The sequence below is a fragment of the Streptomyces panaciradicis genome (assembly GCF_023516615.1).
In the GTDB taxonomy this organism is placed as follows: Bacteria; Actinomycetota; Actinomycetes; order Streptomycetales; family Streptomycetaceae; genus Streptomyces; species Streptomyces panaciradicis.
The window spans coordinates 1-24672 of record NZ_JAMGBF010000067.1 but is presented as its reverse complement, the minus strand read 5'-3'; the positions used below and the strand labels follow the sequence as shown (position 1 = coordinate 24672).

The 24672-nt window shown below is 73.2% G+C and carries 24 protein-coding genes; 12 read left to right on the top strand and 12 right to left on the bottom strand.

What is annotated here, in order from left to right:
• Positions 1–102: 102 nt before the first annotated feature.
• A complete protein-coding gene (locus M8J74_RS22290) occupies positions 103–1029 on the bottom strand; it encodes a cyclase family protein (protein ID WP_249838138.1) in 927 nt (308 codons plus the stop codon).
• A gap of 84 nt (positions 1030–1113) precedes the next feature.
• On the opposite strand from M8J74_RS22290, the gene M8J74_RS22285 reads away from it, so the two are divergent.
• The 3 genes from M8J74_RS22285 (at position 1114) to M8J74_RS22275 (ending at position 4348) form a co-directional block, all read left to right on the top strand.
• The gene (locus M8J74_RS22285; RefSeq protein WP_249838137.1) at positions 1114–2025 is read left to right on the top strand and encodes an SDR family oxidoreductase; all 912 of its coding nucleotides are present in this window, start codon (positions 1114–1116) and stop codon (positions 2023–2025) included.
• 125 nt (positions 2026–2150) lie between these two features.
• The gene (locus M8J74_RS22280) at positions 2151–3299 is read left to right on the top strand and encodes an acyl-CoA dehydrogenase family protein (RefSeq protein ID WP_249838136.1); all 1149 of its coding nucleotides are present in this window, start codon (positions 2151–2153) and stop codon (positions 3297–3299) included.
• Positions 3299–4348, top strand: coding sequence for a Zn-dependent alcohol dehydrogenase (locus M8J74_RS22275; protein ID WP_249838135.1), 1050 nt, complete (start codon positions 3299–3301; stop codon positions 4346–4348). The genes M8J74_RS22280 and M8J74_RS22275 overlap by 1 nt, the downstream gene beginning before the upstream one ends.
• Positions 4349–4353: 5 nt before the next feature.
• Here the strand turns inward: M8J74_RS22275 and M8J74_RS22270 are convergent, their stop codons facing one another.
• On the bottom strand, positions 4354–5415 hold the full coding sequence (locus M8J74_RS22270) for a GlxA family transcriptional regulator (RefSeq protein WP_249838134.1): 1062 nt from the start codon (positions 5413–5415) through the stop codon (positions 4354–4356).
• Positions 5416–5486: 71 nt separating this feature from the next.
• On the opposite strand from M8J74_RS22270, the gene M8J74_RS22265 reads away from it, so the two are divergent.
• Positions 5487–6803, top strand: coding sequence for an MFS transporter (locus M8J74_RS22265; RefSeq protein WP_372500234.1), 1317 nt, complete (start codon positions 5487–5489; stop codon positions 6801–6803).
• A 162-nt stretch (positions 6804–6965) separates the two neighbouring features.
• Here M8J74_RS22265 and M8J74_RS22260 read toward each other — a convergent pair whose 3' ends face one another.
• From M8J74_RS22260 to M8J74_RS22235, 6 genes are all read right to left on the bottom strand, one after another.
• On the bottom strand, positions 6966–7559 hold the full coding sequence (locus M8J74_RS22260; RefSeq protein WP_249838132.1) for a flavin reductase family protein: 594 nt from the start codon (positions 7557–7559) through the stop codon (positions 6966–6968).
• A gap of 40 nt (positions 7560–7599) precedes the next feature.
• Positions 7600–8391: an enoyl-CoA hydratase/isomerase family protein gene (locus M8J74_RS22255; RefSeq protein ID WP_249838131.1), complete on the bottom strand. Its 792-nt coding sequence runs from the start codon at positions 8389–8391 to the stop codon at positions 7600–7602.
• The gene (locus M8J74_RS22250) at positions 8382–10607 is read right to left on the bottom strand and encodes an acetate--CoA ligase family protein (protein WP_249838130.1); all 2226 of its coding nucleotides are present in this window, start codon (positions 10605–10607) and stop codon (positions 8382–8384) included. Before M8J74_RS22250 ends, M8J74_RS22255 begins: the two co-directional genes overlap by 10 nt.
• Positions 10608–10738: 131 nt before the next feature.
• Entirely contained in the window at positions 10739–12229 is a 1491-nt protein-coding gene (locus tag M8J74_RS22245) for a flavin monoamine oxidase family protein (protein ID WP_249838129.1), read from the bottom strand.
• Positions 12230–12377: 148 nt separating this feature from the next.
• Positions 12378–13565 carry a flavin-containing monooxygenase gene (locus tag M8J74_RS22240; RefSeq protein WP_249838128.1) on the bottom strand — a complete coding sequence of 396 codons (1188 nt, stop codon included), beginning with the start codon at positions 13563–13565 and terminating at the stop codon, positions 12378–12380.
• Between the two features lie 160 nt (positions 13566–13725).
• Positions 13726–15315: a subtype B tannase gene (locus tag M8J74_RS22235; protein WP_283948453.1), complete on the bottom strand. Its 1590-nt coding sequence runs from the start codon at positions 15313–15315 to the stop codon at positions 13726–13728.
• Positions 15316–15510: 195 nt separating this feature from the next.
• Here M8J74_RS22235 and M8J74_RS22230 point away from each other — a divergent pair, with 195 nt between their 5' ends.
• Genes M8J74_RS22230 through M8J74_RS22215 form a run of 4 tightly spaced genes read left to right on the top strand, consistent with a single transcriptional unit; the run spans position 15511 to position 17893 of the window.
• Positions 15511–15963, top strand: a complete 453-nt coding sequence (locus tag M8J74_RS22230) for a DoxX family protein (protein WP_249838126.1) — start codon at positions 15511–15513, stop codon at positions 15961–15963.
• Complete coding sequence (locus M8J74_RS22225; protein ID WP_249838125.1) at positions 15960–16364, top strand: Zn-ribbon domain-containing OB-fold protein; 405 nt, start codon at positions 15960–15962, stop codon at positions 16362–16364. The genes M8J74_RS22230 and M8J74_RS22225 overlap by 4 nt, the downstream gene beginning before the upstream one ends.
• A gap of 8 nt (positions 16365–16372) precedes the next feature.
• A complete protein-coding gene (locus tag M8J74_RS22220; protein ID WP_249838124.1) occupies positions 16373–16975 on the top strand; it encodes a GNAT family N-acetyltransferase in 603 nt (200 codons plus the stop codon).
• A gap of 54 nt (positions 16976–17029) precedes the next feature.
• Positions 17030–17893 (top strand): GNAT family N-acetyltransferase, encoded by an 864-nt coding sequence (locus M8J74_RS22215; RefSeq protein ID WP_249838123.1) that lies wholly within the window; start codon positions 17030–17032, stop codon positions 17891–17893.
• A 4-nt stretch (positions 17894–17897) separates the two neighbouring features.
• Here M8J74_RS22215 and M8J74_RS22210 read toward each other — a convergent pair whose 3' ends face one another.
• Both M8J74_RS22210 and M8J74_RS22205 read right to left on the bottom strand, forming a co-directional pair.
• Positions 17898–18563 carry a pyridoxine/pyridoxamine 5'-phosphate oxidase gene (locus M8J74_RS22210; protein WP_249838122.1) on the bottom strand — a complete coding sequence of 222 codons (666 nt, stop codon included), beginning with the start codon at positions 18561–18563 and terminating at the stop codon, positions 17898–17900.
• A gap of 82 nt (positions 18564–18645) precedes the next feature.
• On the bottom strand, positions 18646–19818 hold the full coding sequence (locus tag M8J74_RS22205) for a thiolase C-terminal domain-containing protein (protein ID WP_249838121.1): 1173 nt from the start codon (positions 19816–19818) through the stop codon (positions 18646–18648).
• A gap of 76 nt (positions 19819–19894) precedes the next feature.
• Between M8J74_RS22205 and M8J74_RS22200 the strand changes: the two genes are divergently transcribed.
• Together M8J74_RS22200 and M8J74_RS22195 are read left to right on the top strand one after the other, a co-directional pair.
• Positions 19895–21079: an acyl-CoA dehydrogenase family protein gene (locus M8J74_RS22200; protein ID WP_249838120.1), complete on the top strand. Its 1185-nt coding sequence runs from the start codon at positions 19895–19897 to the stop codon at positions 21077–21079.
• Positions 21076–21552, top strand: a complete 477-nt coding sequence (locus M8J74_RS22195; protein WP_249838119.1) for a nitroreductase family deazaflavin-dependent oxidoreductase — start codon at positions 21076–21078, stop codon at positions 21550–21552. The genes M8J74_RS22200 and M8J74_RS22195 overlap by 4 nt, the downstream gene beginning before the upstream one ends.
• On the opposite strand, the gene M8J74_RS22190 is transcribed toward M8J74_RS22195, so the two are convergent.
• On the bottom strand, positions 21546–21842 hold the full coding sequence (locus tag M8J74_RS22190) for a hypothetical protein (protein ID WP_249838118.1): 297 nt from the start codon (positions 21840–21842) through the stop codon (positions 21546–21548). The genes M8J74_RS22195 and M8J74_RS22190 overlap by 7 nt on opposite strands.
• Before the next feature lie 178 nt (positions 21843–22020).
• On the bottom strand, positions 22021–22656 hold the full coding sequence (locus tag M8J74_RS22185; RefSeq protein ID WP_058924738.1) for a TetR family transcriptional regulator: 636 nt from the start codon (positions 22654–22656) through the stop codon (positions 22021–22023).
• A gap of 135 nt (positions 22657–22791) precedes the next feature.
• On the opposite strand from M8J74_RS22185, the gene kbpA reads away from it, so the two are divergent.
• Positions 22792–23526: an AfsK-binding protein KbpA gene (kbpA, locus tag M8J74_RS22180; protein WP_079078096.1), complete on the top strand. Its 735-nt coding sequence runs from the start codon at positions 22792–22794 to the stop codon at positions 23524–23526.
• Positions 23527–23709: 183 nt separating this feature from the next.
• Positions 23710–24672: serine/threonine-protein kinase (locus M8J74_RS22175; protein ID WP_249838117.1), on the top strand; the 963-nt coding region annotated here is incomplete at its 3' end.

Genomic DNA, 24672 nt, shown 5'->3' with positions numbered 1-24672 from the left:
GGGGCGGGTACGCCGGGGTCGGATGGCGGCGCGTATGCCGTGCTCGGGGCGGTGGGGGGAGGCCGCGCCGCCAGACGACGCCTCCCGCCGTGCGGCGCACGGCTACAGCACGGCGACGGGGGCCACCGGAGTCCCCGTCGCGCCGACGAAGGGCTCGGGCATCGCCGACAGCAGGAACGCGTACCGGCCGGTTTCTCCACAGGCTGTGGACAACTCTTCCAGATTCCAGTTCTGCCCCTGCAGCATCCCCATCTCCACCAGGTCGAGCGCGTGCACGCCCAGCCACAGGTCCTCGATCTCGGGCGGGAAGATCTCGAAGGTCAGGGTGTCGTCGGCGACGGCGGCCACGTCGCGGGCGTGGAACCACTCCGGAGTGCGGACGGACAGCCCGGGCGACGGATAGCCGTACCCCTCCCGGTCCCCGGCGAGATACACCTGGATCTGCCCGGTCCGTACGAGCGCCACGTCACCGGCGCGCACGCGGGTGCCGGCGAGGTCCTCGGCGGCCTCCAGGTCCTCCGGCGTGACCGCGTGCCCGCCGTCGAGCCGGTCCCTGCCGAGCGCCCGGGCCACGTCCAGCAGCACCCCGCGCGAGACCACGTGCCGCGCCTTGTCGATGCCCCCGAACTCCGCGCCGCCGTGCGGGGTGACGGCGGTGGCCGGGCGGCCGTTGTAGATCCTGCCCGAGTGCGAGACATGGGTCAGCGCGTCCCAGTGGGTGGCCGCCTGCAGGCCCATGGTCACGATGTCGTCGCTGCACGCCACCGTCCCCGGGCCGAAGAGCTCCTGGTTGATCTGCACCATGGCGTGCAGCGGGTTGACCCGGCCCGGGATCATCCCGCTCTGCACGCCGTCCTGCTTCAGGGGCAGGGCGAGCGGGACGCGACGGCCGCTGCGCACGGTCGCCGCCGCCTCGCGGACGACCTCGTCGGTGATCAGGTTGAGGGTGCCGATCTCGTCGTCGGCTCCCCAACGCCCCCAGTTGTTCACGCGCTTGGCGATCTCGTGGAACTCGGCCGGCAACGACATCGGCTCTCCCCGGGGCTTGTCTCCAGGCATCTGACGGGACATAAAATCTAACGGTCCGTCAGAAACCGCGGGAAGGGGCCGGGCGTGGGGAACTTCTTGGCAGGCAAGGTGATCGCCGTGACCGGGGCCGGGCGGGGTATCGGGCGGGCCGTCGCACTGGCCGCCGCCGCCGAGGGGGCGCGGGTCGTCGTCAACGACTACGGCGTCTCGGTGGCGGGGGAGTCCCCCACGAGCGAGGTCGCCGCGAGCGTGGTCAAGGAGATCGAGGCCGCGGGCGGGGAAGCGGTGGCGGTCGCCGACGACGTGTCCACGATGGCCGGCGGACAGCGGATCGTCGACCGCGCGCTGTCCTCGTACGGGCGGCTCGACGGCGTCGTGTGCGTCGCCGGGATCCTGCGCGAGCGGATGCTGTTCAACATGTCCGAGGACGAGTGGGACCCGGTCCTCGCCACGCATCTCAAGGGCACGTTCACCGTCTTCCGGGCGGCGTCCGCGGTCATGCGCAAGCAGCGGGCGGGGACGCTGATCGGGTTCACCAGCGGCAACCACCAGGGGTCGGTGTCGCAGGCCAACTACAGCGCCGCCAAGGGCGGGATCATCTCGCTGGTCCGCAGCGCGGCGCTGGGCCTGCACAAGTACGGCGTGACCGCCAACGCGGTCGCGCCGGTCGCCCGGACCCGGATGTCGGCCAACGTGCCCGTGGAACTGGCCGAGATCGGGGAGCCGGAGGACGTGGCCGCCCTGGTCGTCTACCTGCTGTCCGACCGCGCGAAGGAGATCACCGGGCAGGTGTACACGATCGCCGGGGCGAAGCTGGCGGTGTGGGCGCAGCCGCGGGAGCTGCGGGCGGCGTACGCCGAGGGCTCTTCCTGGACGCCGGAGCGGATCGCGGAGTTTCTGCCGGGGTCGGTGGGGGTGGATCCGATGCCGATGCTTGTGCAGGTGGAGGCGATGGAGAGGGCGGCGCGGGATGGGGCTCGGCCGAACGCCCAGTAGCTCGGGGGTGCGGTGCGTGGGCGGGTGCGGGTTGTCGGTGGCTCGTCGCGCAGTTCCCCGCGCCCCTGGGTGGGGCGAGTCGCCCGGCATCAGGAGCAACCCCCACTTCCTGTGAGGAGACGTTCGTGGACTTCGGATTCAGTGGCGAGGACGAGGTGTTCCGGGACGAGGCCCGGGGCTGGCTGCGTGAGCACGTCGGGTCCGATCCCGATCGTCGGGTCTGGGAGCGCACGCTGGGGAAGGCCGGGTGGATCGGGCTCGGGTGGGGGGAGGGCGGGTACGGCAACCGGACCGCCACCCTCACCCAGCAGGTCGCCTGGGCCGAGGAGTACGCGCGGTCGGGGGCGCCGCCCCGCTCCGGGCACATCGGGGAGAACCTGCTCGCCCCCACCCTCGTCGCCCACGGCACCGACGAGCAGAAGGCGCGTTTCCTGCCGCCGATCGCCGCCGGGGACGAGCTGTGGTGCCAGGGGTACAGCGAGCCGGACGCCGGGTCCGACCTGGCCGGGGTGCGCACCGCCGCCGTGCGGGAGGGGGAGGGCTACCGGATCTCCGGGCAGAAGATCTGGACGTCGCTGGCGCACGAAGCCGACTGGTGCTTCGTCCTGGCGCGCACGGAGGCCGGGTCGCGCCGGCACCACGGGCTGACCTTCCTGCTCGTGCCGATGGACCAGCCGGGGCGGATCGAGGTGCGGCCCATCCGGCAGATGACCGGCACGAGCGAGTTCAACGAGGTCTTCTTCGACGGGGCACGCGCGCGTGCGGAGCATGTCGTCGGCGCTCAGGGGCAGGGCTGGCGGGTCGCGATGAGCCTGCTCGGGTTCGAGCGGGGGGTGTCCACCCTGGCCCAGCAGATCGGCTTCGCCCAGGAGTTGACGCGGGTGGTGCGGACCGCGGTACGCACCGGTGCGGCCGACGACCCCGTCGTACGCGCCGCGCTCGTGCGGCAGTGGGCCGAGCTGCGCGCCATGCGCTGGAACGCCCTGCGCACCCTGGGCGGCTCCGGTGACGCCGGTGCGCCGAGCGTGTCCAAGCTGCTGTGGGCGAACTGGCACCAGCGGCTGGGCGAGTTGGCGGTGCTGGTGCGCGGGGCGGAGGCGTCCGCCGGGCCGCGGGACTGGGCGCCCGAGGCGCCGTACGAGATCGACCGCGACCAGCAGCTGTTCCTGTTCTCCCGGGCCGACACGATCTACGGCGGCTCCGACCAGATCCAGCGCACGATCATCGCCGAGCGTGTGCTCGGCCTGCCGAGGGAGCCCAAGGGGGTCGTCTGATGCGCGGTGTGGTGTTCGACGGGAAGCGGGTCGAGGTCGTGGACGACCTGGAGGTACGGGACCCGGGGCCGGGCGAGGTGCGGGTCGCGCTGTCGGCGGCCGGGCTGTGCCACAGCGACCTGTCGGTGGTGGACGGCACCATCCCCTTCCCCGTCCCGGTCGTGCTGGGGCACGAGGGGGCGGGGGTGGTGGAGGCCGTCGGCGCCGGGGTCACCCATGTCGCGGCCGGGGACCATGTGGCGCTGTCCACGCTCGCCAACTGCGGCACGTGCGCGGACTGCGACCGGGGGCGGCCGACGATGTGCCGGCAGGCGATCGGCCGGCCGGGCAAGCCCTTCGTACGGGGCGGGACGGCGGTGTACCAGTTCGCTTCCAACTCCGCCTTCGCGGAGTCCACGGTGGTCAGGGCCGTGCAGGCGGTGCGCATCCCGAAGGACGTCCCGATGCCGTCCGCCGCGCTCATCGGATGCGCGGTGCTGACCGGGGTCGGGGCCGTCCTCAACCGCGCCCGGGTGGACCGCGGGGAGTCCGTCCTGGTCATCGGGACCGGCGGGATCGGGCTGAACGTCCTCCAGGGCGCGCGGATCGCGGGGGCGTCGCGGATCGTGGCGGTCGACGCCAACCCGGCGAAGGAGGCCGTGGCGCGGCAGTTCGGCGCCACCGACTTCCTGACCTCCACGGACGCGGTGCGCGACCTGCTGCCCCACGGGGTCGACCACGCCTTCGAGTGCGTCGGACGCGTCGAGCTGGTCCGGCGGGCCGTCGACCTCCTCGACCGCCACGGCCAGGCCGTGCTGCTCGGCACGGCGCCCGCGAAGGCGGAGGCGTCCTTCCTCGTCTCCTCGATGTTCCTGGACAAGTCGATCCTCGGCTGCCGGTACGGCTCCTCCCGGCCGCAGCGCGACATCCCGCTGTACGCCGAGCTCTACCGGCAGGGCCGGCTGCTCCTCGACGAGCTGGTGACCGCCACCTATCCCGTGGAGGACTTCGAGAAGGCGGCGGCCGACGCGGAGGCCGGCCGGGTGGCGCGGGCGGTACTGACCTTCTGACCCCGTCAGGCCGATTCCAGCGCCCCGACGGGCTCGGCGGCGGAACCCGTGTTGGTGGCGCGGAAGGTGCGTCGGTAGGCGGTCGGGGTCACCCCGAGCGCCGTCTGCAGGTGCTGGCGCATCGACTGGGCCGTGCCGAAGCCGGCGTCGTGGGCGATGCGGTCCATGGACAGGCCGGTGGTCTCCAGCAGCTGGCGGGCGCGTTCCACGCGCTGCTGGGTCAGCCACTGGCCCGGGCTGACGCCGACCTCCTCACGGAAGCGGCGCGTGAACGTCCGTACCGACATGGACTCCTGCGCGGCCATGTCGCGCAGCTGGATCGGCTCGTGCAGGCGGCCCAGCGCCCAGGCGCGGGCCCCGCGCGTGGTCGCGAGCCGGGGCTCGGGGACGGGCCGCTGGATGTACTGCGCCTGGCCGCCGTCGCGGTGCGGCGGTACGACGGTGCGGCGGGCGACGTCGTTGGCGACGGCCGTGCCGTGGTCGCGGCGCACCATGTGCAGGCACAGGTCGATGCCGGCCGCGACGCCGGCCGAGGTCAGGACGTCGCCGTCGTCGATGAACAGGACGTTCGGGTCGACCTCGACCTGCGGGAAGAGGCGCTGCAGCTGGTCGGTCTCCGCCCAGTGCGTGGTCGCCGGCCGGCCGTCGAGATAGCCGGCGGCGGCGAGGACGAAGACGCCGGTGCAGATGGAGGCGAGCCGGGTGCCGGGGCGGATGTGGGCGAGGGCGGCGGCCAGCTCGGCGGTGAGGACGCCCTCCTCGAAGACCGGACCGAGTTCGTACGACGCCGGGACGATCACCGTGTCGGCGGTGGCCAGCAGCTCCGGGCCGTGCTGGACCGCGATGGCGAAGTCGGCGTCGGTGCGCACCGGGCCGGGCGGCCGGACCGAGCAGGTCAGGACCTCGTACAGGCGGCGCCCCAGGGTGTCCTTGGGGCGCCCGAAGATGCGGTGCGGGATGCCCAGCTCGAAGGGGAGCAGCCCGTCCATGGCGAGGACCACCACGCGGTGCGGGCGGAACTGCGGCTCGGCGGGCTCGCTGCTCGGGCTGCTCATGGCCGTGTCCATGGCCCGATCCTAACGAATGCTGTCCTTCGGGCCAGTGGTTGCGCGGTGCCGCGGACCGGATGCTCTATGGCGTGACCCAGACAACCGAACCCGCAGTCGTCGAGGCGGCTGACGCGCCCCGCAGATCCCGTCGCGTCCACCGCGCCTGGTTCGTCGCCGCCGTCACCTTCGTGACGATCATCGGCGCCGCCGCCTTCCGCTCGCTCCCCGGACTGCTCATCGACCCGCTGCACCAGGACTTCGGCTGGTCGCGCGGCACGATCGGCGCCGCGGTCTCCGTCAACCTCGCGCTGTACGGTCTGACCGCGCCGTTCGCGGCGGCCCTGATGGACCGCTTCGGCATCCGCAAGGTCGTCGCCGTGGCCCTGACCGTGATCGCGCTCGGCTCCGGTCTGACGGTGTGGATGACGGCGGCCTGGCAGCTGATGCTCTGCTGGGGCCTGCTGGTCGGTCTCGGCTCCGGCTCGATGGCCCTCGCCTTCGCGGCGACCGTCACCAACCGCTGGTTCACCGAACGCCGGGGCCTGGTCACGGGCATCCTGACCGCCGCCTCCGCCTCCGGCCAGCTGATCTTCCTCCCCCTGCTGTCCTGGATCGTGGAGAAGCACGACTGGCGTCCGGCCGCCGTCACGGTGGCCCTGGCCGCGCTCGCGGTCGTCCCCTTCGTCTGGCTGCTGCTGCGCGACCACCCGGCGGACGTGGGCCTGAAGCCTTACGGCGCCGTGGAGTTCGTACCGAAGCCCGCGCCCGCGGTCGGGGCCGCCCGCCGCGCGGTCACCGTGCTGCTGAAGGCCTCCCGCACCGGCACCTTCTGGCTGCTGGCCGGCACCTTCGCGATCTGCGGCGCCTCCACCAACGGCCTGGTCCAGACCCACTTCGTGCCCGCCGCGCACGACCACGGCATGCCCGTGCAGGCGGCGGCCTCGCTGCTCGCGGTGATCGGCGTCTTCGACGTGGTCGGCACGATCGCCTCCGGCTGGTTCACCGACCGCTTCGAACCGCGCCGGCTGCTCGCCGTCTACTACGCCCTGCGCGGCATCTCCCTGCTGTTCCTGCCGATGCTGCTGGCGCCGAGCGTCCATCCGCCGATGCTGTTCTTCATCGTCTTCTACGGCCTGGACTGGGTCGCCACCGTCCCGCCGACCGTCGCCCTGTGCCGGGAGCAGTACGGCGAGGACAGCGCGATCGTCTTCGGCTGGGTGCTGGCCTCCCACCAGGTCGGCGCGGCGCTGGTCGCCTTCCTCGGGGGCGTGGCGCGGGACGTCTTCGGCTCCTACGACATGGTCTGGTACGCGTCGGGCGCCCTGTGCGCGGCGGCGGCCCTGATGGCCCTGGTGATCCGCCGCAGGCCGACCCCGGCCACGGCGGTGGCGACCGTGACGGCCTAGAGACCACAGTTCAGGTGTCGCGGGCCCTGCCCCTCGCTCCCCGCTCCCGGCGTCGCCCGAGCGGGGGCGTCGGCGCGTGGGCTCTCTCCTCAGCCGTGCGGTCGCAGGCTCCTCCGGTCACCCACCAGCCAGCCGCGTCACCACCCTGTCCGGACAGCACACCTAGCGGAAGCGGCCGCGGTGGAAGAGCAGGGGTTCGCTCTCCTCGTCGCCGGTGCCCAGTGCCTCCACCCGGCCCACCACGATCAGGTGGTCGCCGCCGGTGTGCACCGCGTGGACCGTGCAGTCGATCCAGGCCAGCGCACCGGCCAGGCGCGGGGAGCCGGAGACCGGGGCCGGGTCGTGGGCGACGCCCGCGAACTTGTCCGCGCCCCTCACCGCGAAGGACCGGCACAGCTCGCCCTGCCCTGCGCTCAGGACGTTGACGCAGAAGACGCCCGCGCGGGCGATGCGCGGCCACGTCGTCGACGTACGGCCGACCATGAACGCGACCAGGGGCGGGTCGAGGGAGAGGGAGGAGAAGGACTGGCAGGCGAAGCCGGCGGGGGTGTCCTCGCCGGGCCCGGGGGGCGCGGTGACGACGGTGACGCCGGTCGCGAAGTTCCCGAGCACGCGCCGGAAGCGGGCCGGGTCGACCGGAGCAGGCTCGTCCTCGCGGACGCAGCGCAGTTCCGGGCGCGGCAGCGCCTCCACGGGGGCCGGGGGCCCCGACCTCAGGTACCGGACGGCGGCCGCGGCCGCTCCTGCGTGTCCCATCACCCCTCCATTGAAGCTGACGGTTCGTCAGATGGGAAGGTCAGCGGCCCCGGTACTCCGGGCTTCTGCGCTCCACGAAGCTGCGGACGCCTTCCTGGGCGTCCGCCGTCGTCATGTTGATCTCCTGCGCGGCGGCCTCGGCGGCGAAGGCGGCCGCCCGGTCCCCGTCGAGGGAGGCGTTGACGAGCTGCTTGGTGAGGGCGAGGGCCCGGGTGGGGCCGGCGGCCAGACGGGCCGCCCACTCCCGGGCCGTCTTGTCCAACTCGGCGTCCGGCACGACCCGGTTGACCAGGCCGACGCACTCGGCGTCGGCCGCGGTGAGCGCGTCGCCGAAGAACATCAGCTCCTTCGCGCGCTGCGGGCCGACCAGACGGGGCAGAAGATAGGCGCCCCCGCCGTCCGGCACGAGCCCGCGGCGCACGAACACCTCGATGAACTTCGCCGACTCCGCGGCCAGGACGAGATCGCAGGCGAGGGCGAGATGCGCGCCGAGGCCCGCCGCCGTGCCGTTCACCGCCGCGATCACCGGCTTCTCGCAGTCGAGGACGGCGGCGATCAGACGCTGCGCGCCCGTGCGGATCAGGCGCGCCACATCGCCGGCGACCCGCTCGCCGCCCGCCGCCCCGCCCCGCAGGTCGGCCCCCGCGCAGAAGCCGCGCCCGGTCCCGGTGAGGACGACGGCCCGCACGTCCGGGTCGGCCGAGGCGCCCGCCAACAGCTCGACGAGCAGCTCGCGTTGGTCGGGGGTGAGCGCGTTGAGGGCCTTGGGCCGGTTCAGGGTGAGGTGGGCGACCCCGGCGTCGACGGTGTGCAGCACCCCGGTCACCGGCACACCGCCAGCGCGTCCAGCGCCACCGCGCCCTGCCCCCTGGGCAGCACCATCAGGGGGTTGATGTCGAGCTCCGCGAGGACGTCCCCGAGCTCCAGCGCCATGCGCTCCACCCGCAGCACGACCTCCACGAGCGCGTCCAGGTCGGCCGGCGGACGCCCCCGCACCCCGTCGAGCAGGGCCCGCCCGCGCAGGTCGCCGAGCATGTCCCGGGCCTGCTCCTCCCCGAAGGGCGGCACGCGGACGGCCACGTCGTGCAGCACCTCGACCAGCACCCCGCCGAGGCCCACGGTCACGGTCGGCCCGAAGAGCTCGTCGTGGGTGACGCCGACGACCATCTCCACGCCCCTCTCCACCATCTGGCAGACCAGCACGCCGTCGAGCGCGACGCCCTCGTGGCGGGCGATGTCGGTCAGCTCCCGGTAGGCGTCCCGGACCTGGCTGGCGGAGGTGAGCCCGACCTTCACCAGGCCCAGCTCGGTCTTGTGGGCGATCTGCGCGCCGGACGCCTTCATCACCACCGGGTAGCCGACCAGGCCCGCGGCGCGTACGGCGGCCGCAGCGCTGGTCACCAGCTGCTCGCGCGGCACCCGGATGCCGTACGCCCGCAGCAGCTGCTTGGCGGCGTGCTCGCTCAGCTGCTGGCCCGGGCGCATGAGGGCCTGCGCCTTGCGGAAGGACGGCGAGGGGGTGCGCGGCGCCTCGTCGAAGGGGGAGCGGTAGCGGGCGGTGAAGCGGTGGTGGTCGAGGTGGGCGCGGACGGCGGTGACGCAGTTCGCGGCGGTGCGGAAGGTGGCCACCCGGGAGGAGCCGAGCAGCACCTCCCGGTAGGCGGGCTCGGTGCCCACCGGGGAGCCCCAGACCACGCAGACCAGTTTGTCGGTGCGCTCGGCCGCGTCCACCAGGTCCTGCACCAGCCGGTCGCTCAGCGGCGGGAAGGGGCCGGTGATCGGGCAGATGAGCACGCCCACCGCGGGGTCGTCGAGGATGGCGTCGATGATCTTCCGGCCGCGCTCGTCGCCGACCGGATGGCCGCCGTTGTCCACGGGGTTGGCGACGCTCAGGTACTCGGGTATCCACTGGTGCAGCTCGGCCTGCTTCGCCTCGGACAGCACCGGCAGCCGCAGTCCCGCCTCGGTCGCGAGGTCGGCGAAGTGGGCGCCCGTGCCGCCCGAGATGGAGTAGACGACGACGCCGTCGGCCACCGGCGGCCTGGCCCGGGCCAGCAGGGCGGCGGTGTCCTGGAGTTCGTCGAGTCCGTCCACCCGGATCACGCCGAACTGCCGCAGCGCCGCGTCCACCACGGTGTCGGCGCCGGTCAGCTTCCCGGTGTGGGAGGCGGCCGTGCGGGCGCCGGTCTCGGTGCGCCCGACCTTGACGGCGACGACCGGCACCTTGCGGCGGGCGGCCCGGTCGGCGGCGAGCAGGAAGGACCGGCCGTCCTTGAGGCCCTCGATGTAGCAGGCGATGGCGCCGACCTCGGGCCGCTCGGCGAACCAGGAGAGGAAGTCGGCCGTCTCCAGGTCCGCCTCGTTGCCGGTGGGCGCCCAGTGGGACAGCCGGATGCCGAGCTCCTGGAGGGCGAAGACCGGCCGGCCCTGGTGGCCGGACTGGGTGATCAGGGCGATGGCCGGACCGTCGAGGTCGTCGCGGAACCGCTCGAAGGCGTTGAGATTGGTGTTGGGGCCCAGCAGGCGCATGCCGGAGCGGGCCACGGCGGCGGCCAGCCGCTCCTGCGCGGCCGCGCCCGCCGCACCCGTCTCGGCGAACCCGGAGGCGAAGACGACCGCGAACTTCGCCTTTGCCTCGGCCAGTTGGTCGATCACCGGCAGCGGGTCGGCGACCAGCAGGACGGCGAGATCGACCTGTTCGGGCAGGTCGGCGACGGAGGGGGAGCAGGGGATGCCGAAGACGGACGGCCGGCTGGGGTGGACGGGGTGCAGACGCGCCCCGACGCGCTCGGCCCAGGCGACCAGCTGCCGGGTGATACCGGTGTTGGGCCGCCCCTCGGCGTCCGAGGCGCCGACCACGGCCACGGACTCGGGCCGGAAGAACCGGTCCAGATCGGGGACGGCGGCATAGAGGGGACGGCCGCTGACGTCGAGGTCGTCGACGTCGGCGGGCCGGCCGTGGACGGCGGGGCCGGGTTGCTCGCCGCAGGCGATGACCCGGGCCCGGCGGGAGTCGGTGGTGAGGGTGCCGTGGGTTGATCCAAGCATCGGTCCGCCCGCTCCTGTGTGACAGCCAATAACTGACGTAGTGTCAGATTAAGTGAACTGACGCTGTGTCAGGAACCGCTGTGCACGCAAAGTTGGTGAACCCGAAACCGGATCAACCCCGGCCCGGAGGATCACAGGGCGGCGAGCACCTCCTTCGCCACCCGCTCGCCCGAGCGCACCGCGCCGTCCATGAACCCGGTCCAGTACGTGGAGGTTTCCGTGCCCGCCCAGTGGATGCCGCCGAACGGCTTGCGCAGGGCCGCGCCGTACTCGGTGAGGACGCCGGGCGGGGCGTAAGCCACCGGGCCGCCGCGCGAGAAGCCCTCGTTGTCCCAGCGCTGCAGGACGAAGGAGGACGGCGACTTCGCCTTGTCGCCGAAGTAGGTGACGTAGTCCTTGAGGACGGCCGCCTTCACCTCGTCGGCGGAGGAGGCGTCGTAGGCGCGCATCTCGTCGGCCTCGATGAAGCCCATCAGGGCGCCGTAGGAGGCGTCGGGCGGGGAGTTGTCGAAGGTGGAGCGGACCACGCCGGAGTCGCTGACGACCTGGCCGTTGAGGCCGTCGGCCCGCCAGAACGGGGTGTCGTAGACCGCGATCGCCTTGCCGATCGAGCCCATCGGCATGCGCTGGCTCAACTGGTCGCGGGCGGCCGGCAGCAGCGGGTCGAAGGCGATCCGGCCGGTCAGCGGCAGCGGTACGGCGACCACGACCTTCCTCGCGGTCACGGTGGCGCCGTCCGCGCTCACCACGTACTTCACGCCGGACTGCGTCACCGAGCGCACCGGTGCGCTCAGCACCACCCGGTCGCCGAGCGTGGCGGCCAGCTTGATCGGCACCTGCTGGGAGCCGCCCACGAAGCGGGACTCCTGGGCGCCGTTCGCGGTGTCGGTGAGGCGTTCCAGGGTGCCGGCGGTGGACTCGTTGCCGGCGGCCGCTATGTAGAACAGGACGTAGAGCAGGGAGAGTTCACGCGGCTGGGCCGAGAAGATCGAGGTGCAGGCCACGTCGAGGAGGAACTTCGCCGACGGCACGATCGCGTTGGCGTTCAGCCAGCTCTCGAAGGTCTGCTTGTCCCACTCGGCGGCCTTGGGTGCCGTCCACGGCGCGTCGACCGGCACCGTCTTGGCCATGTCGTCGAGCTTGGCCTGCACGATGGCGGCGTTGGCGAGGCCGGCCGCGTCGACGGGCGGGACCGAGCCGAGGAGGCCGTCGGTGGCGTACGGGGTGCGGGTGCCGTCCTTGTAGAGCAGGTTCTTGCCGGTGTTGTACGTGGTGAAGGTGGCCACGCCCAGCGAGTCGGCGAGCGCCTTGATGCGGTCCTGGGTGGGGCCGATGAACTCGCCGCCGCCCTCGGTGACTCCGCCGTTGGCGAGGGAGAGGTTGACGACCCGGCCGCCGACGCGGTTCCGGGCCTCCAGGACGGCCACCGTCTTTCCGCCGGCCACCAGGTCGCGGGCCGCGGTCAGGCCGGCGATGCCGCCGCCGATGACGGCGACGTCCACGTCCCGGGTGGTTGCCGCCGCGGCGGTTCCGGCGCCGGTGCCGGCGAGGGTCACGGCGCCCGCCGCCGCGGCGGCGCCGCCGAGCAGGGAGCGCCGGGAGAACTGTCTTTCGCGTGCCACGTGCGTCCTCCGAGGGGAGAGGGTGTGGAGCCAGAAAGTGAGCAGTGTTCACATTCTGGCCCGGCAGGGCGACACACCACAACGCTCCCGTCACATCTGGCACGTGAGCAACGGGAGCGTGGAGAAAGGGAGTTGAGCGGTTCCCGCGTCAGCCGGGCAGCCGGGACAGGGTGTCCCCGCCGTTGCGGACGACCGACTTCGCGATCTTCTCGGCGTCCCTCGCCACCTCGCGGAGCGTGCCGCTGAGGGGGGTGGTGAAGCCGGTGAAGTGCAGGCCGGGCGCGTTCTGCGGGGCGCGGGCGCCGTGCGCGAGGGGTCTGCCACGGTCGTCCAGCACGCCGAGGTGGCCGACGAGGTCCTCCAGCGCGCGGACGTATCCGGTGGCGGCGACGACCGCCTCGGGGGAGATGCGGGTGCCGTCGGCGAGGACGACCTTGCCGGAGTCGAAGCCGTCGACGGCGGCCACCACCTCGACGCGGCCCTTGCGCACGGCGTCGACGAGGCCGACGTCCTGGACCGGGATGGCGCCGTCCCTGGCACGGCTGTACAGGCCGGTGTCCGGGCGGGGCAGCCCCTGCGCGGACAGGTCCGGCACGCTGAGCTTCGCCAGCGGCCGCGCCAGCCGGTCCACCAGCCCGACCGGCAGCCGCCGTACCAGCACGCCCGTGTACTGGGCGGCCCAGCCGGCCGTGGAGCGCCGGACGATGTGCGGGGCCGTGCGCACCGACAGCCGTACCCGCGCGGCGCCGCCCTCCACCAGGTCCACGGCGATCTCCGCGCCGGTGTTGCCGACGCCGACGACGAGGACGTCACGGCCGGCGTAGGGCTCGGGGTTGCGGTAGGCGCAGGCGTGCGCGAAGTCGCCGGTGTAGTCGTCGAGACCGGCCCAGTCGGGGACGTACGGCGTGTGGTTGTAGCCGGTGGCGACGACGACGGCCGCGCCGGTCAGCTCCCGTCCGCCGGTGGCGTGCAGCAGCCAGCCGGTGCCGTCGGGCAGGCGTTCGATCCGCGAGACCTCGACGCCGGTGACGATCTCCAGCTCGTGCACCTCGGCGTACTTCTCCAGGTAGCGCACCACGTCGTCCCGGGCCGGCCAGCGCCCGAACCGGCGCGGGATCGGCAGTCCCGGCAGGGCCGACAGCCGCCGGGTGGTGTGCAGGCGCAGCCGGTCGTAGTGCCGCCGCCAGGAGTCGCCCACGCTGTCGGACTTCTCCAGCACGACGGCGCGTATGCCCCGGGCCCGCAGCGCGTACGCGACGGAGAGCCCCGCCGGACCGCCGCCGACGATGTAGACGGGGCGGTCCGAGGGGCTCGGGGACGGTGTGGAGTCGGCCATGAGCGCGAGCGTAATCACGCAGCAGCTTGATGGGTCTCGGTCAAGACCACAATTGGTTGCGGATTGATCACGCCTGTAGGAGGAGTGGGTGGGGCTTGTGACGTAGGCCACCTGGTTGTGGTCGTACGGGGAAGCCGGGCCCGGTGACCTCGGGTGCCTGCTAGTTCTTCGCGCGCTTGAACCCCGTCACCTCGGCGATCCAGGAGATGAAGTCACCCGGGTCCGTGTTCGCGCCGTGGCCCTGGTCCCAGTAGTAGAGGTGGTTCACCTCGTCGCCCAGGCCGGCCGCGGCGGCGGCGAGGTTGGCGGAGATGACGTGCGAGGTGTCGGTGTCGTCGGTGCCGAGGCGGATCCACCAGTGCTTGGAGCGGCGGCCGTTGACCTTGTCCACCAGGTGGTGCATCGGGTTCATCAGGCGCAGTTTCTCGGGGATGTCGGCGGCGACCCGCTTCGTGCCGAGCCCGGTGGTGTCGTTCTTCGCGCCGTAGGCGGTGAAGTGGCGGTTCGCGGTGGTGCCCGCGCCGAACTCGTTGTTCTCGCCGGCCGACAGGTCGAAGGCGTCGAAGGCGGGCGCGGTCTTCTTCCGGGCGCCGACGTGGGCGAGGTAGCCGTCCCAGGTGAAGGCGGCCTTGCCGCCGGACCAGGTGATGAAGGTGTTCTTCGCCAGGTACGTCTCGCGCTCGGAGGCCGACAGGGCGGCGAGGTACCGGGTCGCCGACGGCCGCAGGTACTGCTCCAGCAGGTAGTCGTCGTAGTTGCGGGCGGTCAGCGCGCCGAAGCGGTTCAGGCCGCGCAGCCGCAGCGACGCCTGGTACTCCGCGAACTGCGCCGCGAGGTCCCTCGACACGCTCTGGTCGACGACCTTGCCGGTGGACTGGGTGGCGTTGGCGCCCCAGTTCCACTCGTAGGCGCCGTCGGCGTGCTCCAGGTCGGTGATCGGGCACCAGGCGCCCGTCGCGAAGATCGCGTCGGAGGCGTCGGCCGCGCCGAGCTCCTTCAGGTACGGATCGTAGATCGGGCTGTCGCCGGAGGCGCCGAGCAGCGCCGACAGGGCGCCGCCCGCGCTCGTGCCGGCCGACACGATCCGGTCCACGTCGCCGGGGATGCGCCCCTTGTTGGACCTGACGTACCGCACGGCCGCCTTCAGGTCGACGATCGCGGCCGGGGCGGTGCCGTAGTACTCGCCCGCGGAGTTCTTCAGGGTGCGGCCGCGCGCGCCGGGCTCGACGACGACGTAGCCGGCGGCCAGCGCCAGGAGCTGGTTGGAGGCGGTGGCGCCGCCGGTGGCGTTGGTGTTGCCGTTCGCGCCCGGGGCCGAGGCGCTGGGCGCGGCGCTGCCGCTCGGGGCGCCGCCGCCGGGCGCGCCGCCGCCCATGCCGCCGGCGCCGACACCCGTCGCGTCCGCGACGGAGGACGGCATGTAGCCGCCGACGGAGTTCGCGAACAGGATCGGCGCGTCGGACGCGTCGACCGCCTTGCCGTCGATCTCGACCGGCGCGCTGACGACGAGCGACTGGTAGGTGGCGTCCACCGGCTTGGCGACGTAGGTGATCGCCTTCCAGAAGTGGTACGTCACCGCGTGCTCGGCGCCGTCGGTGCCGGTGACCGTCGTCGTCAGCTTCTCGTAGCCGTCCGGGTCGAAGACCAGCGAGCCGGAGGAGGACGCGGACGACGAGGAGCCGGTGGACGCCTGGGCGCCGAGGGCGATGCCGCCGGCCGCGGCGACGCCCGCCGTGGCGCCGATGCCCATCACGACGGTCCTGCGCTTGACTGCCCTGTGCTTCACGGTTTCGTCTCCCTCGGTATGCGGGTTGCGTCTGTGAAGCTAGTGAGAGTGCAGACAAAATTGCCAACAATCCGCGGGTATTCATGGCGACCCCACAGCTTCACGGGTGACGCACAGGCGGCTTCCGGGATCGCGTTATCTGACGTACCGTCAGATGTCATGGACTCGATCTGGCTCACGGGCGCGCAGTGGCTGGCCGTGCTGCGCATAGGACTCGGGCTGTGGTGGCTGGAGAGCTGGCGGCACAAGGACCGCAAGGCCTGGTTCGAGCGCGGGACCGGAATCCAGTGGGCGGCCGGCATCGCGGCGAAGCACCGCTGGAACGCCGTACGCTCCGGCTTCGAGGTCATGGTCGCGCCCCGGCCGCGCACGATGGCGTACGTCGTCGTCTACGCGGAACTGGCCATCGGCCTCGGCCTGGTCGCCGGATTCCTCACGCCCGTCGCCCTGGTCGGGGGCCTGCTGCTGAACGTCCTCTACTTCATCCTCATGATCCACGAGGTCGCCGAGCAGGGGCAGAACGCGATGATGGCGCTGATGTCGCTGGTCGGCCTGTTCGGGATGTCGTGGCAGACCTGGTCGCTCGACAGCGCGCTGGGCCTGTTCCGATGACCGCCGCCCGTAACGACGTCCCCGAGCCCGACGCCTTCACCCGTACGTACTGGGAGGCGGCCGCCGAGGGCCGGCTGCTGATCCGCCGCTGCGGGGCCTGCGGGCGGGCGCACCACTACCCGCGGGAGTTCTGCCCGCACTGCTGGAGCGAGGACGTGACCTGGGAGCGGGCAGGCGGGCGGGCCGCGCTCTACACCTGGTCCGTCGTCCACCGCAACGACCTGCCGCCCTTCGGGGAGCGGACGCCGTACGTCGCCGCCGTGGTCGACCTCGCGGAGGGGCCGCGGATGATGACCGAGGTCGTGGAGTGCGCGGAGCCGGCCGCCGGCCTGGAGCTGGAGGTGACGTTCCGGGACGGAGTGCCGGTGTTCCGGCCGCGCACGGGCGGCACAGCGGCTTGAATGGGGCGATGCCCCCCGTCGACGGACAGCACGCCCTCTCGCCCTTCCCCGTCCTGCACGGGTACGGCCTGCGCCTGCGCCTGTGGGACGCCGGCAGCGAGACCGACGTCGCGCACTGGCTGCGCGGCCTGACCGACCCCGACTTCCGGCGCTGGAACACCCCGCTCAGGCCGGTCACCGACCTGGAGTCGGCCCATGAGTCACTGAGCGCGAAGACGCTGAGCGCGACGGAGGGCACCGGGGCGTCCTACTGCGTGACCGACGCCGGCAGCGGCACGATCCTCGGCCACATCGGCCTCAACCTCATCAACCACGCGCTGAGCAACGCCCGCGTCGGCTACTGGGTGCTGCCCGAGGCGCGCGGCCGCGGGGTCGCCACCCGCGCCCTGGCCGTCGCCTCCCGCTGGGCGCTCACCGATCTGGGCCTGCACCGCCTCGAACTCGACCACGCCCTCGGGCACGAGGCCTCCTGCCGGATAGCGGAGCGATGCGGCTTCCGGTACGAGGGGACGCTGCGCGGGGCGATGTTCGAGGCGGGCCGGCACGACGCGTTCCGAGACATGCACCTGCACGGCCGCCTGGCGACGGACGGCGAGCCGGAGGGGCTGTAAGACCCCGGGCGTAATTCGGAGGCGTTCGGTGTCGGGGGCGGGGGAGCATGGGGTATGCGGCCCGATGACTGGTACTTCCTCGACGACCTGGACGCCTTCCTCGCGCGCGCCGGGGCCTTCCTCCGCTCCCGTCCCGCCCTGCACACCGTCCCGCTGACGGTGACCGAGGGCCTGCGCACCCGCGGCTCCGGCCACTACGGCGGCGAGGCGCCGTACTTCGGCGTCCTGGAGAGGGACGGCGCCGTCCGCGCCGCCTGCTTCTGCACCCCTCCCTACGAGCTGTACGTCACCGCCCTCGCCCCCGAGGACGCGGACGCCCTCGCGCTCCATCTGACCCGCTTCGGAAGGGCGTTGACCGGCGTCAACGGCGAGGCGGCCACCGCCGCCGCACTCGCCGAGGCCTGGCGGCGGCACACGGGCGGGACCGCGGCGGAGCGCGAACGCCACCGGCTGTACCGGCTGGGCACCCTGACGGAACCGGGCCCCGTGCCGAAGGGCCGGCCACGGGTGGCGCAGGAGGCCGACCGGGGGCAACTGGAGCGCTGGTACGAGGAGTTCTCGCAGGCCGTCGGCGCCCATGCGGCGGTGCCCGCGGACCGGTGGGCCGACGCCCGCCTCTCCTACGGCGGGGTCACCCTCTGGGAGGACACCGACGGCACCCCCCTGTCCATGGCCGGGGTGACGCCGATGGTCGCCGGGCAGATCCGCGTGGCACCCGTCTACACCCCGGCCCCCCTGCGCGGCCGCGGCTACGCGGGGGCGGTCACGGCCGAGGTCAGCCGGGCCGCGCTGACGGCGGGCGCGCAGGAGGTGCTGCTGTTCACCGACCTCGCGAACCCGACCAGCAACGCCCTCTACCAGCGCATCGGCTACCGCCCGGTGGCCGACTTCACGGTCTACGGCTTCACCGGGGCCTGAGCGGTCACGGCCACAGCAGCTCCTTGGCCCAGCCACCGTCCTGCCGGCGGTAGGTGAGCCGCACGTGCCGGCGCCGTTCGTCGCCCTGGAAGAACTCCGCCTCCTCGGGCCGCAGCCGGTACAGGGTCCAGGTGGGCACGGGCGCGCCGGGCTCCCGCCGGGCCCGCTCCCAGGCCGCCTCGGAGGCCCGCGCCAGCTCCTCGACCGACCCCAGGACCTCGCTCTGCCGGCCGGTGAGGGCGGCGGCCAGGGCGCCGGTGGAGCGGGCGTGCAGATCGCCCTGGGACTCGGCCGAGGGCGCGGCGGTGACCGGGCCGCGCAGCCGGACCTGGCGGCCCAGACGCGGCCAGTAGAAGCCGAGGGCGGCGTACGGCCGTGCCTGGAGCTGCCGGCCCTTGCGGCTGCTCACATGCGTGGCGAACGTCCAGCCGTCCGCGTCCGCGCCGTGCAGCATCACGATCCGTACGTCCGCCGCGCCGTCCTCGCCGGAGGTGGCCAGGGACATCGTGTGCGGCTCCGGCTGACCGGCCGCCACCGCCTCGGCGAACCACGCGGTGAACAGGGGCAGGGGCTCGGCAGGCGTACCGGCCGGGTCGAACGGACGGAGGTCGGTGACCTCCGGGTCCCACACCCGGAGCGACCGCAGCAGTTCGTGGAGATCCTCGCTCATGCGCCGAGTATCGCCTCGCCGGACCCCGCCGAACGATTCGCGGGCAGAGCTGCGCGGTGCCGGGCGACGAGGTCGCCCGCCGTCAGTCCCGCCCCAGCACCACCGTCCCCGACGAGCAGAACCAGCCGCCCGTCCCCGAGGCCACCCCCAGCCGCGGCAACTGCCCGTCCCGTGCGCGCACTTGACGGGCTCCGGCCTCCCCGCGCAGCTGCCGTACCGCCTCCACGAGCAGGAACAGCCCCCGCATCCCCGGATGCTGAGCCGACAGCCCGCCCCCGTCGGTGTTCACCGGCAGCTCCCCGCCCTCCACCCTCAGCCGGCCCTTCTCCACGAACGCCCCGCCCTCGCCTTTTCCGCAGAACCCCAGGTCCTCCAGGGTCACCAGGGTCATGTAGGTGAAGGCGTCGTAGATCTGCGCGAAGTCCATCTCCTCGGGCCGCACCCCCGCCCGCCCGAACGCCAGCCTTCCGCTCACCGCCGCCGGGGACACCGTGAAGTCCGCCCACTCCGACATCGCCGCGTGGCTGACGTGCTCCCCGGTGCCGAGCACCCGGACCGGGGCGGTGCGGCAGTCCCGCACGTACTCCTCGGCCGCCAGCAGCACCGCCGCCCCGCCGTCGGAGCGGATGCAGCAGTGCAGCTTGGTGAAGGGGTCGGCGATCATCGGGCCGGACAGCACGTCGTCCACCGTGACCGGGTCGCGGAACATCGCCTCGGGATTCAGGGCCGCGTTCGCCCTCGCCTGTACGGCCACCTCCGCCAACTGCTCGATCGTCGTGCCGTGTTCGACCATGTGGCGGCGGGCGGCCATGGCGTACTTGGCGATGAGCGTGTGGCCGTAGGGGACCTCGAACTGCAGCGGGCCGCGCGCGCCGAAGGAGAGGTTCCCGGTGCGCCGGCCCGCCCTGATGTCCGCGCGGGCCGTGGAGCCGTACACGAGCAGCACGGCGTTCGCGTGCCCGGCCGCGATCGCGTCCGCCGCGTGCGCCGCCATCACCTCCCACGTCGAGCCGCCGACCGCCGTGGAGTCGACCCAGGTGGGGCGCAGGCCCAGGTACTCGGCCACCTCGACCGGCGGCAGCGTGCCGAGGCCGGCCGACGCGAGGCCGTCCACGTGCCGGCGGTCCAGTCCCGCGTCCGCGAGGGCGCGACGGGCCGCCTGGGCGTGCAGGGCGTACGGGGTCGCGTCGTCGACGCGCCCGCAGTCGGACAGGGCGACGCCGACCACGGCCACCCCGCGGCTCCCGCGTGTCATGAGAGGTCTCCTCCCCCTGGGCATCTGGGTCCCGCCCCCCTAATATGACGGACCGTCAGATCCGGAGGGAAGAGCCATGGACGCGAGCTTCACCGCCGAACAGGACGAGATCCGCCGCACCCTGCGCGAACTGCTCCGCAAACGCTGCGGCCCCGAGGCGCTGCGCGCCGCCCTGGACACCCCGGACGGCCACGACCCGGCCCTGTGGAGCCTGCTCGGCGAGCGGCTCGGCCTGCCCGGCCTCGCCCTCCCGGAGGCGTACGACGGAGTCGGCTGCTCCACGGCCGAGCTCGCCCTGGCCGCCGAGGAGACCGGCCGGGTCCTCGCGCCCACCCCGCTCCTGGCGACCTGCGCCCTGGCCGCGCCCCTGGTCCTCGCCCTCGGCACCGAGGCCCAGCGCGCCGCCGTGCTGCCCCGTCTCGCCTCCGGCGCCCTGACCGCCGCCCTCGCCGTGCCCGGCACCGCCCTCGCCGCCGCCCTCGCCCTGACCGGCGACAACGGCGGCGCGTGGGCCGGCGGCGGGCGGGCCGGGGGAGTGCAGGCCAGGCGGGCGGGGGAGCGGTGGCTGCTGTACGGGCAGGTCGAGCAGGTGCTCGACGGGCACGGCGCGGGTCTGCTGCTGGTCGCCGCCCACACCGGCGGCTTCGCCCGCTCGCGGACCCTTCTCTTCCTCGTACGGGGGAACGCCGACGGGCTGGTGCGGGTACGGCGGACCGCCCTCGACGCCACCCGTCCGCAGGCCCGGCTGCAGCTGCGTGACGTGGAGGGCGAGCTGCTCGGCGAGGACGGCGCGGACGTCCTGGGCGCCCTCGCGGCCGTGGGCGACGCGGCCGCCGCCGTGCTGGCCTGCGAGGCCGTCGGAGCCGCCGACCGGGCGCTGGAGCGGACCGTGGAGTACGTCGGGCAGCGGGAGCAGTTCGGGCGGGCGATCGGCTCCTTCCAGGCGGTCAAGCACCGGCTCGCCGACGTCTACGTGGGCGTGCAGGCGGCGAGGTCGGCGGCCTACTACGCGGCCTGGGCCACCGCCGGTCCCGAGCCCGTGGGCGGGCTGGCCCTCGCGCAGGCGCTGGAGGCCCTGCGGCGGGCCGCCGCGGAGGGCATCCAGTTGCACGGCGGCATCGGTTTCACCTGGGAGCACGAGGCGCATCTCTACTTCAAGCGGGCCGCCGGTGACGAACTGCTGTTCGGGCCGGTGCACCGGCTGCGGGCGCACGCGGCCGACGCGGCGCGGCTCTTCGGCGACCGGGAGGTGGCGGTGTGATCGGCGAACGCGTGGTGCAGAGGATCTCCTCGACGCGAGGCTTCGCGAAAGTGGCCCCGCACGTCGTCCCCGTGCTGGACCGTGCCGTGCACCGGCTGACCCGGGGGAAGGTGCTGCTCAGCGCCCAGATGCTGCCCGGCGTCATCCTGACCTCGACCGGTGCGAAGAGCGGTCTGCCCCGCCGTACGCCGCTCGCGTGCATGCCCGAGGACGGCGGCGGGAGCTGGATCCTCGTCGGCTCGAACTTCGGCCGTACGGACCACCCCGGCTGGACCCACAACCTCCTCGCCCATCCGGACGCGGAGATCAGCTTCAAGGGCGCGGACATCCCCGTTCACGCCCGGCTGCTCGGGGGCGAGGAGCGGACGGCGGTCTGGAAGGAGCTGCTGGTCTTCTGGCCGCCGTACGCCACCTATCAGGAGCGGGTGGACAGGGAGATCCGGATCTTCCGGATCACCCGTCGCGGTCAGTGAGCCGAGACCTGGGTGCAGGCCACGTCGTACTGGGACACCGCGTTGCCGCTGCCCGCGTTCTGGACGGAATGGGGGCCGGAACCGGCGTAGTTGGCCCCGGCGACACCGCCCGGGTCCTCGTTGAACGCGGAACCGGGGGCGCTCGACGCGTGGCCGGGGCTCGCGGGCTCGGCCTGGCAGGACTGGTTGGGCTGGCCCGTCGCGAGGGCGGGCCCCGCGGCGATCCCCGCGGCGCCGGTGATCAGGGCGGCCGAGGCCATGGCGACGGCCGCTCGCTTCAGGAGGTTCATGAGTACGTCTCCCTTCGCGGAGTATCTCCCCATAGATACGCAAACCGGATGGAAAGCACTCACCGCGATCAGGGTGCCGTCGAATCCTTTGCTCAGCACAGCAGGCGGTGGTCCGGGGCTCGATCACCCGGGGCCACCGCCTGCGAGACAGGACTGGGGTCTGAAAAGGAGGGGCGGGCTACTTCGTCGGTTTCTTGCCCGTCACGCCCAGGTGCACCAACAGCGCCAGGTTCGGCTTCAGTTCGGCCTGCTTCACACCCCAGGTCTGAAAGCCCTTCTGGTGCGAGGCGACGGCCGCGAGCATCGCGACCAGTGAACCGGCGACCGCGGCCGGGTTCACGTCCTTGTCGACCTTGCCCTTGGACTGCAGCTCGGCGACCGAGTCCGCGAGGGAGTTGTTCACCGAGTTCAGGATCTTCATGCGGATCTTGTAGAACCGCTTGTCGCCCTCGGCCGCGCCGAGGTCGACGACGCGCAGGATCGCGTCGTTCTTGCGCCAGAACTCCAGGAATCCGTCCACGAGTTCCTGCGCGGTCTGCCAGCCGGCCTTGCCGACCCAGGAACGGCCCTCGAGCAGTGCCGTCAACTGGCCGCCCTCGGTGGCCATTTGCTCGGCGATCTCCAGGACGGCGCCTTCGACGTCCGGGAAGTACTGGTAGAAGGTCGCGGGCGAAGTCCCCGCCTTCCGGGCGACATCGATGACTTTGACGTCCCGGTAGGGGGAGGAGCTGAGCATCTCGCTGAGGCAGTCGAGCAGCTTCTGCCGGGTCGCCTGCCCACGCCGACCCGCCACACGGCCGTCGACGGTACGCACTTGTCCTGTCATGCCGTCAGCTTACCGAGGGGTGATCGGAGCGCGATTCGGCCGACTGCAAATGGGGTGCACGAGGGTGCGGAGACGGGTGTGCCTGGTCCTGCGCGGTGTGCAAGGCGCCGCTAGGTTGGCGGTATGGCCGAAAACAGGGCATCCGCGTACGGAGAGGGCGTCCCCTGCTGGGTGGACGCGCAGCTTCCCGACGTCGAGGCGGGCAAGCGGTTCTACGGTGAGCTCTTCGGGTGGACCTTCGAGGAGCAGCGCTACGGCGGCTCCGTGTGGGCGCACCAGGGGGGCGAGCCGGTGGCCGCGCTGGCCCGCAAGGCGGACGGGCGGCTGCCCACCGTCTGGACGGTGTACTTCTGCACGCCGGACGTGGAGGCGCTGGCCGACCGGGTCTGGGCGGCCGGCGGCCAGGTGGTCACCGCGCCCGTGCCGGTGGGCGACCTGGGCACGACCGCGCTGGTGACCGACCCCGAGGGGGCGGTCTTCGGCCTCTGGGAGCCGGGCGCGCACCCCGGCTTCGGCCGGCGGCACGAGCCGGGCACCTTCGCCTGGGCCGAGCTGTACGCCCGCGACACCGAGGCCGCCAACACCTTCTACGGCGAGCTGTTCCACGACGCCCTGTTCGGGCCGGACGCCGCGCCCGACTTCGGCCGTGCGGCGGTCTCGGAGGTCTTCCCGGCCGAGATGCCGCCGCACTTCCTCGTCCATTTCGCGGTCGAGGACTGCGAGGAGGTCCTCGGCACCGTCGGCCGGCTCGGCGGCCGCGTCCAGGCGCCACCATTCGAGACGTCGTACGGAAGGGTGGCGGTCGTCACCGACAATCAAGGGGCCTCGTTCGCCGTACTGGAGCGGCCCGAGCGCTGAGCCGAGCCGGGAATCGTGCCGTTTTGGGGTGAGACACCCCGATTCGTGTCCGGGTTCGCCACAGGTGCCCGGGCCAGGAAGAATCGGGGTGCGTGCCGCCAGGGCGGTGCGGTGGTGAGACGCTGCACTTCGGTCGCGTAATCATGTGACTGGCGCGGCTCGTACGGGGAGGTGGCAGGCAGAGTGGTGGATCAGCTGACGCAGCACGATCCGCGGCGGATCGGGCCGTTCGAGGTGCTGGGACGGCTGGGAGCCGGCGGCATGGGGCTGGTCTATCTCGCGCGCTCGGCGTCGGGCCGGCGCGTGGCGATCAAGACGGTGCGGACCGAGCTCGCCGAGGACCAGCTCTTCCGGGTGCGCTTCACGCGCGAGGTGGAGGCGGCCCGGGCGGTCTCCGGCTTCTACACGGCGGCGGTCGTGGACGCCGACCCGCGCGCGGCCGTGCCCTGGCTGGCCACCGCCTACGTCCCCGCGCCCTCCCTCGAGGAGATAGTGAACGAGTGCGGGCCGCTCCCGGCCCAGGCCGTGCGCTGGCTCGCGGCCGGCGTGGCCGAGGCGCTGCAGTCCATCCACGGCGCCGGGCTGGTCCACCGCGACCTCAAGCCCTCGAACGTCCTCGTGGTCGAGGACGGCCCCCGGGTGATCGACTTCGGTATCGCCTCCGGCGTCTCGAACACCCGGCTGACCATGACGAACGTCGCCGTCGGCACCCCCGCCTACATGTCCCCGGAGCAGGCCAAGGACTCCCGGAGCGTGACCGGCGCGAGCGACGTCTTCTCGCTCGGCTCGATGCTGGTCTTCGCCGCCACCGGTCACCCGCCCTTCCACGGCGCCAACCCGGTCGAGACGGTCTTCATGCTGCTGCGCGAGGGCCCGGACCTGGAGGGCCTGCCGGACGAGCTGCGCCCGCTGATCGAGTCGTGCATGCAGATGGAGGCCACGGCCCGCCCCAACCCGGCCGACCTCCAGGCCCAGCTCGCCCCGCACCTGTTCGGCTCCGGCTCCGACGACAGCGGTACGGCCTCGGCCTGGCTGCCCGACAAGGCGGTCGCCCTGATCGAGGCGCGGGGCCGCGGCGGCCGCCCGCTGCCCCAGGGTCCCGGCCGCGGCGCCGGCGGCCGCCAGATCCCCGCCCCCATCCCGCCG